Source organism: Mesorhizobium sp. M1365 (genome assembly GCF_040317865.1).
In the GTDB taxonomy this organism is placed as follows: Bacteria; Pseudomonadota; Alphaproteobacteria; order Rhizobiales; family Rhizobiaceae; genus Mesorhizobium.
Genome location: NZ_JAMYLG010000005.1, coordinates 1 through 12,051 on the forward strand (window position 1 = coordinate 1; position 12,051 = coordinate 12,051).

The 12,051-nt window shown below is 63.3% G+C and carries 14 protein-coding genes; 10 read left to right on the plus strand and 4 right to left on the minus strand.

The features are described from left to right. Positions 1-255 precede the first annotated feature (255 nt). From NKH04_RS07770 to NKH04_RS07785, 4 genes are read right to left on the minus strand one after another with little or no spacing between them, the layout of a single operon-like run. Complete coding sequence (locus tag NKH04_RS07770) at positions 256-1,296, minus strand: heme-dependent oxidative N-demethylase family protein (RefSeq protein WP_353044185.1); 1,041 nt, start codon at positions 1,294-1,296, stop codon at positions 256-258. A gap of 9 nt (positions 1,297-1,305) precedes the next feature. Next, positions 1,306-2,271, minus strand: coding sequence for a PDR/VanB family oxidoreductase (locus NKH04_RS07775; protein ID WP_352878495.1), 966 nt, complete (start codon positions 2,269-2,271; stop codon positions 1,306-1,308). Continuing rightward, entirely contained in the window at positions 2,268-2,864 is a 597-nt protein-coding gene (locus NKH04_RS07780; protein WP_353044186.1) for a dimethylamine monooxygenase subunit DmmA family protein, read from the minus strand. Before NKH04_RS07780 ends, NKH04_RS07775 begins: the two co-directional genes overlap by 4 nt. A 14-nt stretch (positions 2,865-2,878) precedes the next feature. Next, positions 2,879-4,012, minus strand: coding sequence for an aminomethyl transferase family protein (locus NKH04_RS07785; RefSeq protein ID WP_353044187.1), 1,134 nt, complete (start codon positions 4,010-4,012; stop codon positions 2,879-2,881). Between the two features lie 286 nt (positions 4,013-4,298). Here NKH04_RS07785 and NKH04_RS07790 point away from each other — a divergent pair, with 286 nt between their 5' ends. The 10 genes from NKH04_RS07790 (at position 4,299) to glnT (ending at position 12,035) form a co-directional block, all read left to right on the plus strand. Then, entirely contained in the window at positions 4,299-4,586 is a 288-nt protein-coding gene (locus NKH04_RS07790) for a hypothetical protein (protein ID WP_352472310.1), read from the plus strand. Positions 4,587-4,598: 12 nt separating this feature from the next. After that, complete coding sequence (locus NKH04_RS07795; RefSeq protein ID WP_023673992.1) at positions 4,599-4,976, plus strand: hypothetical protein; 378 nt, start codon at positions 4,599-4,601, stop codon at positions 4,974-4,976. A gap of 15 nt (positions 4,977-4,991) precedes the next feature. Further along, the gene (locus tag NKH04_RS07800; RefSeq protein ID WP_023673991.1) at positions 4,992-5,153 is read left to right on the plus strand and encodes a hypothetical protein; all 162 of its coding nucleotides are present in this window, start codon (positions 4,992-4,994) and stop codon (positions 5,151-5,153) included. Between the two features lie 14 nt (positions 5,154-5,167). Next, entirely contained in the window at positions 5,168-6,568 is a 1,401-nt protein-coding gene (locus NKH04_RS07805) for an APC family permease (RefSeq protein ID WP_352472309.1), read from the plus strand. 46 nt (positions 6,569-6,614) lie between these two features. Further along, positions 6,615-7,295 (plus strand): hypothetical protein, encoded by a 681-nt coding sequence (locus tag NKH04_RS07810; RefSeq protein ID WP_353030617.1) that lies wholly within the window; start codon positions 6,615-6,617, stop codon positions 7,293-7,295. Further along, a complete protein-coding gene (locus NKH04_RS07815) occupies positions 7,292-7,624 on the plus strand; it encodes a hypothetical protein (RefSeq protein WP_353014207.1) in 333 nt (110 codons plus the stop codon). Before NKH04_RS07810 ends, NKH04_RS07815 begins: the two co-directional genes overlap by 4 nt. An 84-nt stretch (positions 7,625-7,708) precedes the next feature. After that, positions 7,709-8,602: a class II glutamine amidotransferase gene (locus NKH04_RS07820; protein ID WP_352542208.1), complete on the plus strand. Its 894-nt coding sequence runs from the start codon at positions 7,709-7,711 to the stop codon at positions 8,600-8,602. A 94-nt stretch (positions 8,603-8,696) separates the two neighbouring features. Further along, on the plus strand, positions 8,697-9,359 hold the full coding sequence (locus NKH04_RS07825; RefSeq protein WP_245274607.1) for a GltB/FmdC/FwdC-like GXGXG domain-containing protein: 663 nt from the start codon (positions 8,697-8,699) through the stop codon (positions 9,357-9,359). A gap of 6 nt (positions 9,360-9,365) precedes the next feature. After that, on the plus strand, positions 9,366-10,694 hold the full coding sequence (locus NKH04_RS07830; RefSeq protein ID WP_352634391.1) for an FMN-binding glutamate synthase family protein: 1,329 nt from the start codon (positions 9,366-9,368) through the stop codon (positions 10,692-10,694). A 33-nt stretch (positions 10,695-10,727) separates the two neighbouring features. Next, positions 10,728-12,035 (plus strand): type III glutamate--ammonia ligase, encoded by a 1,308-nt coding sequence (gene glnT, locus NKH04_RS07835; protein WP_023673983.1) that lies wholly within the window; start codon positions 10,728-10,730, stop codon positions 12,033-12,035. Positions 12,036-12,051 lie beyond the last annotated feature (16 nt).

Below are 12,051 nucleotides of genomic sequence, written 5' to 3' on the forward strand. Positions count from 1 at the left end.
ACGGACGGCTCCCTTGTTTGAGATCTCAACGAACTCATTCTGGCACATCCGATGCCGTCGGGCGCCGTCCACCCCATCATGCCGTAACCTCCACGCGCTGCTACGTTGAACTGCAGGGCAAGCTCGTCCTCGATTGGTCGCAGGGGGGCTAAAGGCCGGCGCTCTACGGCGCCCCCCTCTGCCCTGCCGGGCATCTCCCCCTCTTGGGGGGAGATTGGCAGCTTGACGGGCAGCGCGAACCTCGCAAACAGAACCTCAATCCGGCCCGAACCCCGGCGATGTCGCACTGCCGTCATCCAGCTTCGACAGCCATTCGACCAGCGTCGCGCGGTAGCGCGTCAGGCCTTTGTAGTTGGCGAGTTCCTCGGGCAGGTCGCGGATGACGCGGTGCAGGCGCCTTGCCCATTTCGGCTGCGTCACCAGCTCGTCCATCTTGATCAGGTAGCAGCGGATCGGGAAGACGATCGCATTCGAGCGCGGCAGCCGCCAGAAGCTCTGCAGCTCGACGCGCAGATGGACCTTGTCGCCGACGTTTTTGGGCGTCACCGTGGTCCGGTCCGGACCCCATTTGTGATAATTTTCCGGGCTGGTATCGAGGCGAGGATTGATTGTCATCGTCCAGTTCAGCCGGCGCGCCGGCTTGCCCTGCTGGATGTTGGTGAGGAATTTTAGCGCCCGGACGAAGATGCCCTTCTCATGCGCCAGCGGCACCGGCGCATGCCATTCGAAGAAGTTCATGCCGATGTCGAAATCGAGCGACCAGTCGGCCTGGGTGGTGACCATGCCGGCATCCATCCACAGATTGCCGTCGCGCTGGTCGAGAATGCAGAAATCGCCCTGGCTCTGGCGGGTGATGTATTCCATCGGCCCATAGGGCAGCGTCGAGACGTCGCCGAAGGTGAAGCTGTCGTCGATGCCGAGCGGTCGGTTGATCCAGCGCCAGCGGTCGCCATGGCGCGTCAGCGTGAAATGCTCGGGATAGCCCAGCGCCTGCTGCTCCATCAAAAGCTCGAGCAGATCCCAGCCGGCCAGCGTCATGTGCGGCAGCGACTGGCAGCGCAGCGGATCCTCGGCCAGCACCAAAGCGCGGTCCTGCATCTCGGCGACATAGTGCTCGTCGACGTCGATCAAATTCTCCAGCACGCTGCCCTTCGGCCCGGCGATATGCGGCTCGATGTTGACGGCATACATGTAGCTGTCTTCGTGGAACGGGAACGGGAACCGCCTGATGTGCTCGGGGCTGTTCCTGAAGGTGAAGTCGTCGCGGAACGTTTCCTTACGAAAGGTGATGCCCAAGCTCGCCTCCTATCTTTCCAGCACCAGCGACCTGCCCTCGAAGCGCGAGACGCAGGGCATGATCTTGCAGCCCGAACGGTGGTCTTCCTCGCTCAGCCAGTGGTCGTTGTGGATGAATTTGCCGTCATGCGAAATGACGTTGGTCTCGCACTGGCCGCAGACGCCGCCGCGGCAGAGATAGGGCGGATCGACGCCGGCCGCCTCGATCGCCTCGAGCAGGCTCTGCTGCTCGTCGACACGGATTGTCTTGCCGCTGAGCGCCAGCGTCACGTCGAAGGGCGCGCCGGGCTGGGGTGCGGCGAAATGCTCGAAATGCACGGTCTCCGGAGGCCAGCCGAGGGCCGCGGCACGCTCGCGCACCCAGCCGATCATGCCGGACGGGCCGCAGACATAGAGATGCGTGCCGAGCGGCTGCGACGACAGCAGCCGGTCGAGATCGACGCGCTCGTCGCGATCGTCGTGATAGAGCCTGACCCGGCGGTCGTAGCGCTCTCTCAACAGGTCGGCATAGGTGCCGAGCGAGGCGGTGCGGCAGGTGTAGTGCAATTCGAAATTGCCGCCTTCCGCCGCCAGCTGCGCGGTCTGCGCCATGAACGGGGTGATGCCGATGCCGCCGGCCAGCATCAGGTGCTTCCTGGCGCGCAGATCGAGCGAGAACAGGTTGACGGGGTAGCTGACCACCATCTCCGTGCCCGGCCTGACATGCCTGTGCATGAACAGCGAGCCGCCGCGGCCGGCGTCGTCGCGGCGCACCGAGATGGTGTATTCGCGGGTGTCGAGCGGCGAGCCCATCAGCGAATAGGGATTGAGCCTGGTGCGTTCGCCATCGCGCATCTCGACGACGACATGGGCGCCGCCGGAAAAGGTCGGCAAAAGCTCGCCGTCGCGCCGGCGGAAATGAAAGCGCGTCACCAGCTCGTTGACCGGGACGACATCGCTGACGACGACATCGAGCTTGGTGGTGCCGGTGCTCATCGAAAGACCTCCTCGATCGGAGGAATTTCGCTGCGGTCCTCGGCGTTGATGCAGACGCCCTGGAAGGCGGCGAGGCGCCGCGAATAGTGGTCGCGCACCAGAAGCAAGAGGCCGCAATGCGAACAGGTTGCCGGCTGCGTCGTCACGTTCTCGGTGATGCCCTTGCAGTGGACGCATTGCATGCGGCGCGCCAGCGAGCCGCGATGCTCGGTCTGGATCGAGGTGTGGTCGATGCCGGCTTCCAGCGCCGCCTGCATGGCCTGGCCGATCAGCCCCTCGGTGCCGGCAAGGTAGAGCCTGAGGCCCATATGGGCGTTGGCCAGCGTCTGCTTCAGCCGCGGCAGGGCGCTGGCAAAGGAATGGCCGAGGTAGAACTGTGCCGGCTTCAGGGCTTCGAGCGCATCGGCATATTTACCATCGCGTCCGGGAATGAAGATGATGTGGGCGCCACCGAAGAGATCCGCCGGTGCCTTGGCGGCCAGATCGGCAATCGCCAGCGCTCCCTCTGCATCCGCTATGAAAAGATGATGCTTGCCGGGCTGCGGAGACAGGGTCCCATAGACCGGGCGACTGATGATGCTTTTCGCTGCCATACCCGCAGTATGCCTCAGCCTTTCGCCGTGCGCTTGGTCTTCTTCGGATCATCGAAAGGAAGCGGCTCGGCGGTTGCGCTGATGGCGCCGCTCTTGTTGCGGATCTCGAGCCTGGTGCCCTGCACCGCGCAGTCGACGTCGAGCCGGGCAATGCCCATCGATCTTTTGACCAGCGGCGAATACATGGCGCAGGTCACCACGCCGACCTTTTTGCCGTCGCGATAGACCGGCGCGCCCTCGTCGGCCGGCTCCTTGCCTTCGAGCAGCACGCCGAAGATCTTGAAGCGCTCCTTGCCCTTGAGGCGGTAGTGCTCCTCGGCGCCGCGAAAGCCCGTCTTGCCGGGGCTGACGGTGAAGTCGAGACCAAGCTCCCACAGTGTGTCGCCGGGGCCTTCGTTCTCGAACGGGTATTTCTGAGAATTGTCGTAGGGGTAAAACAGCAGGTAGCTCTCGACGCGCAGCATGTCGAGCGTGGTGAAGCGGCACGGGATGATGCCGGCACTCTTGCCGTCGTCGAGGATCCTGTCCCAGATCGTTCCGGCGTCCTGGCCACGGCAGAAGATCTCGTAGCCGCGCTCGCCGGTGTAGCCGGTGCGCGAGATCATCACCGGAAAGCCGAACAACTGGGTCTGCATGTGGTGGAAATAATTGAGGTCGCGAATGCCGGGCACATGCTTTGCCAGATAATCGACGGCGGTCGGGCCCTGCAGCGAAAGATCGTGCAGATTGTCGTCGAAGCGCAGCGACACGTCGCGACCGACGGAAGCGCGCTGCAACTGTTCATGCCCGGTGCCCGAGCCATGCACGACCATCCAGGAATTCGGGCCGGTGCGGTAGAGGATGCAGTCGTCGGTGAACTTGCCGGCCTCGTTGAGCATGCAGGCATAGGCCGACTTGCCGGGATAGATCTTTTCGACGTCGCGCGTCGTCGCCAGATCGATCAGGTGCGAGGCGTGCGGCCCGGTGATGTGGACCTTCTTCAAGCCGGACACGTCCATCAGGCCGGCCTTGGTGCGGATGGCGATATACTCTTCGTCGGCGTCCTTGTCGTAGGTCCAGGCGGTGCCCATGCCGCTCCAGTCCTCGAGCTTCGAGCCGAGCGCGCGATGGCGGTCCGCAAGCGTCGAAAATCTCCAGGATGCCGTCATCCGCTGTCCTCCGTTCGAAAGAAACTTTTTTGCTTTCCCCTGCTCCCTGCACACAGGCGGGAGCGTTGGCTTGAATATTGATCGCAAACGCCGGGAGCCTGCAATACCCGTAAGCAAATAATTTCATTGTCAGGCAAATCCGGTGCGCCGAAACAAACGGTTAACGTCGCGTAAAATCGTCTTGACAATTCCAGAATTCGGCCGGATTTTATGAAAAAAATTTCACTCTCTTGAAAGAGGGCAATGACCGGCCAATCCGGACCGGCGTTGAAAAAGGGGAAAGCCGATGTCCGACCTGCAACAGCGCGTGGAAGCGTTGTACCGTTCCGACGTGCGTGGATCCGTGCTCCTGATCGTCTGCCTGTGGGCGACGATCCTCTTTGTCCTGTTCATGACATGGCCATACGTCCCCGACGCCGGCATCAAGCTCGTCGTCGCGGTCGCCGCCGCCGCGGTGCTGATCTTCAACACGGCCGCCATTCTGGCGATGGTCAACCACTACAAGGAAGACAAGGACTTCATCTACGGCCTCGACATCAAGAACGCCGACGCCTACCGCAACCGCAAGTCCTGAGGGGGGAGACGCATGGCCCGCTATACACCGCCCGAACAGAGCAAGGCCGGACAGGTTTTCGATATCGCCGTCGTCGTGGTCGCGATTTTCGTCGCGCTGTGGCTGCCGCTGAAACTAGGCCTGGCAGGGGCGGCAAAATCCATCGACGCGCTCGACGCCAAGACGTGGGAAGCGCTCGGCCAGAACCCGACCATGGCCTCGATCTGGGAAAAGCTCGGCTACACGCCGGAAACCGCGCACGACATCATCCAGAACCGGTTCCACTACATCATCGACTGGCCGACGCTGATCATCATGGCGGCGGTGCTGATCGGCTATTTCATCTTTCTGTTCCGCGCATCGGACCGCGAATACCGCGACGTCATCGACGAAAAGTTCGGCGACAAATAGATAGGAAGCATCGTCATGTGGGTGGCACTCTCTTACGCATGCTGGGGCATCTCGATCGTGCTCGCGCTGTGGATGCTCTACGACTGGTTCAAGATCGACACGACCTATTCCGAAGAGATGCTGACCTCGTCCAGGGAAGGCGAACTTGAAGCCGTGTCCGAAAAACACCGGATCTGAGTGGGGATTGAACGATGACGATCACGGCTGAACCAGCGGTGCAAGTGCAGGGCGACAGGGTTTCACTGCTCAGGGTGCTCGGCCCCGCCCATGTCTGGGCGCTCGGCGTCGGGATCGTTCTGGTCGGCGAATTCACCGGCTGGAATTTCGCGGCGGACAAAGGCGGCGCGCTGGCGGCGCTGATCGTCTGCTGGATCGTCGGGCTGCTCTACACCTCGGTCGCGATGATCGATTCCGAAGTGACCTCGACGGTTGCCGCCGCCGGCGGCCAATATGCGCAGGCCAAGCACATTGTCGGGCCGCTGATGGCCTTCAACGTCGCGCTGTTCCTGGTCTTTGCCTACACCATGCTCGAAGTGTCGGACGCGATCCTGCTCGGCGACACCATCGTCGCCAAAGCCGGCGTCGAGGGCCTCAACCACAATTCCTTCATCGCCGCGACAATCGTCGTGCTGGCATGGCTGAACTATCGCGGCGTGCTGATGACGCTCAACGTCAACTTCGTCATCACCGCCATCGCCTATGTCTCGATCGTCATCCTGTTCTTCTCGGTCAGCCCGTGGACGCAAGGCGCCGTGCTCAAGCTCAACGAGTTGGTGACCCCGGGCAACGCCCTGCCCTACGGCTGGATCGGCGTCATCGCCGCCTTCCAGTTCGGCATCTGGTATTATCTCGGCATCGAGGGCACCACGCAGGCCGCCGAGGAAGTGCGCTCGCCGGCGCGCTCGCTGCCCTACGGCACGATGGCCGGCATGATCACGCTTCTGATCGCCGCCGCCATGACCTGGTATGTCTGCGCCTCGATGATGCCCTGGGAATATCTCGGCATCACCTATTATCCGCTGTGGGATGCAGGCAAACTGACCGGCAGTGCGCTGCTGGAGAACCTGTTGTTCATCGCGACGCTGCTTGCCGCGCTCGCCTCCGCCAATGGCTGCATCAACGACGCCGCGCGCGCCTGGTTTTCGCTCGGCCGCGACCGCTATCTGCCGACCTGGTTCTCGGCGGTGCATCCGAAATACCGCACGCCCTATCGCTCGATCCTGTTTCTGCTGCCGATCGCGCTCGCCTTCGCCTTCATCGCCGACCTCAACCAGGCGATCACCTTCTCGATCCTGTCGGGCGTGCTGCAATACACTTTCATGAGCATCAACATCATCATGTTCAGGAAAAAGTGGCCGCTCGGCTCGATCCGCCGCGGCTACACCCATCCGTTCCATCCGCTGCCGGCGATCGTCTTGTTCTGCCTTTGCGTGGTCACCTTCTTTGCGATCTTCCTCGGCTTCGGCTCGCAGCTGATCGCCATGGTCGCCTTCTACTTCCTGATCTCGCTGTGGTTCCACTTCTACCGCTACAAATTCGTGCGCCGTGGTGCCCAGTTCACCATGCCGTGGCCGAAGCCGCAGGGCTACTGACGGCGCGCCCGGTCTGGGCGGGCATTTGCGTGACGAGGTGCGTTAGGTGATCTCAGCATTGCTCGCCGGGGCGGTTGCCCTGGCTCTCGTCCTCCATATAGCCTGGCTTGCGCGGGCCAGCCGCGCCAAGGCTTCGACCGGGCTTGCCGCCGACGAAGCTGGCGTCCGCGTCGTCGTCCCCGACGCGGCCAACGTCTCGGACGGCACTGCCGGCGTCGTCACCTTCGCCGGCTCGTGGAACGGCCGGCGGGTCCAGGTGCGGACCATCGTCGACACGCTGGCGATAAGGAAGCTGCCGGCGCGCTGGCTGAGTGTTTCGATCACCGAAAAGGTCGCGATACCAGGCACTTTCGATATGATGATGCGGCCCGGATCGCCGACGACTTTTTCCAATTTCGATCATCTCGTCCATCCGCTGCCGAAGGCGGCGGGGTTTCCGGCCGAGGCGGTGCTGCGGAGCGACCGCAAGGGCGTGCGCTTCCCCGAAGCCATCATCGCCGGCCACCTCGATGTCTTTGCCGAGGAGCGCGCCAAGGAATTGCTGATCACGCCGAACGGCGTGCGCATCGTCTGGCTGCTGGCCGAGGCCGAGCGGGCGCGCTACGGCGTATTCCGGCAGGCCGAATTCGGCGCGGTCAGGCTCGATCCGGTGCTGATCGAGAGGCTGCTGTCGTCGGCTTCGGCGCTGCGCGATGCCATCAATCAAAGCGAACGGCAAGCGGCATGATCAGCCAGATCACCACCTCCCCCGCACCACCGAGCCCCTATCTGGTTCTGGGCGCTGCGATCGTTTTGCCGGCGAGCGGGCATGTCGTGCTCGGCGTGCCGGTGCGCGGCCTGCAATTCCTGTTCTTCATGGTGATCCTTGCCTGGGTCACCGCCAAGATCGCGCCGCCCGACGCCAGCTTCGTCGGACGCCATGCCGGCGGCTTCCTGATCTATGCCCTGTCGATCCTGGATGCCTACAAGGTCGCTCGCATCCGCTATGCCAAATGGGTTCACAATGGCGGCCAGCGCAGCGATAGTGCGGCCGGCGGCGCCTCAGCCGATATATAACGACAGGAAAATTTTTTTCATACCAATTGAATTCCCGGGACTCATTCGATACATCTCGGAGGGAACAAACTCGCGGAGGCTGACATGTGCGGAATCGTCGGACTGTTTTTGAAGGACAAGTCGCTCGAGCCCCAGCTTGGCGCGATGCTGTCGGAGATGCTGATCTCGCTCAGCGATCGCGGTCCCGACAGCGCCGGCATCGCCATCTATGGCGCGCCCTCCAATGAAGCCAAGATCACCATCCAGTCGGCCAAGCCGGAGCGCGATTTCCGCAGCCTCGACGCCGAACTCGCCAAGGCAATCGGCGCGCCGGTGAGCATTGCTGCGAAGTCGACGCATGCCGTGGTCCGGACGACGCCTGCCAAGATCGACGAAGCACGCGAGACGATCCAGGCGCTGCGCCCCGACATCCGCATCATGGGCGCCGGCGACGTCGTCGAAATCTACAAGGAAGTCGGGCTGCCCGAAGCGGTCGTCGACCGTTTCGGCGTCCGCGAGATGACCGGCACGCACGGCATCGGCCATACCCGCATGGCGACCGAATCGGCGGTGACGACGATGGGCGCGCATCCGTTCTCGACCGGCGCCGACCAGTGCCTGGTGCATAATGGCTCGCTGTCCAACCACAACAATGTCCGCCGCGAGCTGATCCGCGAAGGCATGACATTCGAGACCGAGAACGACACCGAGGTCGCTGCCGCCTATCTCTCCTCGCAGATGGCGCATGGCAAGAACCTCGGCGAGGCGCTGGAAGGCACGCTGAGCGATCTCGACGGGTTTTTCACCTTCGTCGTCGGCACCAAGAACGGCTTCGGCGTGGTGCGCGACCCGATCGCCTGCAAGCCCGCAGTAATGGCCGAAACCGACCAGTATGTCGCCTTCGGCTCGGAATATCGTGCGCTCACCAAACTGCCCGGCATAGACAATGCGAAGGTCTGGGAACCCGAGCCCGCAACCGTCTATTTCTGGGAGCATTGAACCAATGCCGGCAAGCAATGCCTTCAATACGGGCAACCTCTCCAAGGCCGCGCGCGAGCCGGGCCATGCGTCACGGGTCTTCGATCTGGCCGAAATGTCGCTGCGCGAGCTCAACCAGGCGCTGCACGATCTGGCGCCCGGTTCGAACGAGACCGCCTGGGAGGTGCTCCACCCGCGAGGCAGCCATTCGGTCGCCGTCGGCGTCGACCAGCCGGTCGCCATCGATGTGCGCGGCAGCGTCGGCTATTATTGCGGCGGCATGAACGACGGCGGCACCATCACCGTGCATGGCTCGGCCGGGCCCGGCGTCGGCGAGAACATGATGTCCGGCCAGATCGTCGTCAAAGGCGATGCCAGCCAGTATGCCGGCGCCACCGGCCGGGGCGGGTTGCTCGTCATCGAAGGCAACGCGTCGTCGCGCTGCGGCATCTCGATGAAAGGCATCGACATCGTCGTCCATGGCAATATCGGCCACATGTCGGCCTTCATGGCGCAGTCCGGCAACCTAGTGGTGCTGGGCGACGCCGGCGATGCGCTCGGCGATTCCATCTACGAGGCGCGGCTTTTCGTGCGCGGCAAGGTCGAAAGCCTCGGCGCCGACTGCATCGCCAAGGAGATGCGGCCCGAGCATCTCGAATTGCTGCAAGGCTTGCTCGACCGCGCCGGCGTGACCGGCGTCAAGGCGGCGGAGTTCAAGCGTTATGGCTCGGCTCGTACCCTCTACAATTTCAATATCGACAACGCCGACGCGTATTGAGGCTCAATGACCTATCGCAACCCGCCGACGACGCCGCGCAAATCCGCGACCTTCGACGACTACACGCTTTCCGAGATCCGCCGCGCGGCGGCGACCGGCATCTATGACATCCGCGGCGCCGGCGCCAAGCGCAAGCTGCCGCATTTCGACGACCTTCTGTTCCTCGGTGCTTCGATCTCGCGCTATCCGCTCGAAGGCTATCGCGAGCGCTGTGACACCAGCGTCGTGCTCGGCTCGCGCTATGCGAGAAAACCGATCGAATTGAAAATCCCGATCACCATTGCCGGCATGAGCTTCGGCTCGCTGTCCGGCCCGGCGAAGGAAGCGCTCGGCCGTGGCGCGACGCTGTCGGGCACCTCGACGACCACCGGCGACGGCGGCATGACCGAGGAAGAGCGCGGCCATTCGAAGACGCTGGTCTACCAGTATCTGCCGTCGCGCTACGGCATGAACCCGCGCGATCTGCGCCGTGCCGACGCGATCGAGGTTGTCGTCGGCCAGGGCGCCAAGCCCGGCGGCGGCGGCATGCTGCTCGGCCAGAAAATCTCCGACCGCGTCGCCGAAATGCGCACGCTGCCGAAAGGCATCGACCAGCGCTCGGCCTCGCGCCACCCCGACTGGACCGGGCCGGACGACCTCGAGATCAAGATCCTCGAATTGCGCGAAATCACCGATTGGGAAAAGCCGATCTACGTCAAGGTCGGCGGCGCGCGGCCGTATTACGACACCGCGCTTGCGGTGAAATCGGGCGCCGATGTCGTCGTCGTCGACGGCATGCAGGGCGGCACGGCGGCGACCCAGGAAGTGTTCATTGAAAATGTCGGCCAGCCGACGCTTGCCTGCATCAGGCCGGCGGTGCAGGCGCTGCAGGATCTCGGCATGCATCGCAAGGTGCAGCTGATCGTCTCCGGCGGCATACGCAACGGCGCCGACGTCGCCAAGGCGCTGGCGCTCGGCGTCGATGCGGTGTCGATCGGCACGGCAGCGCTTGTCGCGCTCGGCGACAACGACCCGCGCTGGGAGGCGGAATACAACGAACTCGGCACCACCGCCGGCGCCTATGACGACTGGCATGAGGGTCGCGACCCGGCCGGCATCACCACGCAGGATCCCGAGCTAATGAAACGGGTCGATCCGATTGCGGCCGGCCGACGGCTGGCGAATTATCTTAAGGTGATGACACTTGAGGCGCAGACAATCGCCCGCGCCTGCGGCAAGAACAGCCTGCACAATCTCGAGCCCGAGGATCTTGTGGCCTTGACGATCGAAGCCGCCGCCATGGCCGGCGTGCCGCTGGCCGGCACCAACTGGATACCGGGCAAGAACGGCTTCTAAAACAAACCAAATGCCAGTAAGCGAGGAACTATAATGGGGAACGATCTCGCCGCCTTCGCCAAGGAAAAGGGCGTCAAATATTTCATGATATCCTACACCGACCTGTTCGGTGGGCAACGCGCCAAGCTGGTGCCGGCGCAGGCGATCGCCGACATGCAGCGGGACGGTGCCGGCTTTGCCGGCTTTGCCACCTGGCTCGACCTGACGCCGGCGCATCCCGACATGCTGGCGGTGCCGGATCCGGCCTCGGTGATTCAGTTGCCTTGGAAGCCGGAAGTCGCCTGGGTCGCCGCCAACTGCATCATGGACGACAAATCGGTCGAGCAGGCGCCGCGCAACACGCTGAAGCGGTTGATCGCGGAGGCCGCTGGCGACGGCATGCACATCAAGACCGGCGTTGAGGCCGAATTCTTCCTGATCTCGCCGGATGGCAAGACGATTTCCGACGAATATGACACGGCGTCGAAGCCCTGCTACGACCAGCAGGCGGTGATGCGCCGCTACGATGTGATCGCCGAGATCTGCGACCACATGCTGGCGCTCGGCTGGGGCGCCTACCAGAACGACCACGAGGACGCCAACGGCCAGTTCGAGATGAACTGGGCCTTCGACGATGCGCTGGCGACCGCCGACAAGCATTCCTTCTTCAAATTCATGGTGAAATCGGTCGCCGAAAAGCACGGCCTGCGCGCAACCTTCATGCCTAAACCCTTCCAGGGCCTGACCGGCAATGGCTGCCATGCGCATATCTCGGTGTGGGACAAAGACGGCAAGACCAATGTCTTTGCCGACAATGCGATGGAGCTCGGCCTGTCGGCCAAGGGCAGGAATTTCCTCGGCGGCATTATGAAACATGCGTCCGCGCTTGCCGCCATCACCAACCCGACGGTCAATTCCTACAAGCGCATCAACGCACCGCGCACCATCTCCGGCGCCACCTGGGCGCCGAACACGGTGACCTGGACCGGCAACAACCGCACCCACATGGTGCGCGTGCCCGGCCCCGGCCGCTTCGAGCTGCGCCTGCCGGACGGCGCGGCAAACCCGTATCTGCTGCAGGCGGTGATCATCGCCGCCGGCCTTGACGGCGTCCGCTCGAAGGCCGACCCCGGCCGGCGCTACGATATCGACATGTACCAGTTCGGCCATACGGTCGAGGGCGCGCCGAAGCTGCCGCTCAACCTGCTCGACGCGTTGCGCGAGTTTGACAACGACAAATCGCTCAAGGCGGCGCTGGGTGAGGAATTCTCGTCGGCCTATCTAAAGCTCAAGCAGCAGGAATGGAATTCCTATGCTTCCCACTTCACCCAGTGGGAGCGCGACCACACGCTCGACATCTGATCCGGAATTGTTGCAC

Bases quoted from the DNA above. Each gene is read 5' to 3' on its own strand.
- NKH04_RS07775 (WP_352878495.1), bottom strand. From the start codon at position 2,271: ATGAGCACCGGCACCACCAAGCTCGATGTCGTCGTCAGCGATGTCGTC.
- NKH04_RS07805 (WP_352472309.1), top strand. From the start codon at position 5,168: ATGACGATCACGGCTGAACCAGCGGTGCAAGTGCAGGGCGACAGGGTT.
- NKH04_RS07825 (WP_245274607.1), top strand. From the start codon at position 8,697: ATGTCGCTGCGCGAGCTCAACCAGGCGCTGCACGATCTGGCGCCCGGT.
- NKH04_RS07800 (WP_023673991.1), top strand. From the start codon at position 4,992: ATGTGGGTGGCACTCTCTTACGCATGCTGGGGCATCTCGATCGTGCTC.
- NKH04_RS07795 (WP_023673992.1), top strand. From the start codon at position 4,599: ATGGCCCGCTATACACCGCCCGAACAGAGCAAGGCCGGACAGGTTTTC.
- NKH04_RS07780 (WP_353044186.1), bottom strand. From the start codon at position 2,864: ATGGCAGCGAAAAGCATCATCAGTCGCCCGGTCTATGGGACCCTGTCT.
- NKH04_RS07815 (WP_353014207.1), top strand. From the start codon at position 7,292: ATGATCAGCCAGATCACCACCTCCCCCGCACCACCGAGCCCCTATCTG.
- NKH04_RS07820 (WP_352542208.1), top strand. From the start codon at position 7,709: ATGTGCGGAATCGTCGGACTGTTTTTGAAGGACAAGTCGCTCGAGCCC.
- NKH04_RS07790 (WP_352472310.1), top strand. From the start codon at position 4,299: ATGTCCGACCTGCAACAGCGCGTGGAAGCGTTGTACCGTTCCGACGTG.
- NKH04_RS07830 (WP_352634391.1), top strand. From the start codon at position 9,366: ATGACCTATCGCAACCCGCCGACGACGCCGCGCAAATCCGCGACCTTC.
- glnT (WP_023673983.1), top strand. From the start codon at position 10,728: ATGGGGAACGATCTCGCCGCCTTCGCCAAGGAAAAGGGCGTCAAATAT.
- NKH04_RS07785 (WP_353044187.1), bottom strand. From the start codon at position 4,012: ATGACGGCATCCTGGAGATTTTCGACGCTTGCGGACCGCCATCGCGCG.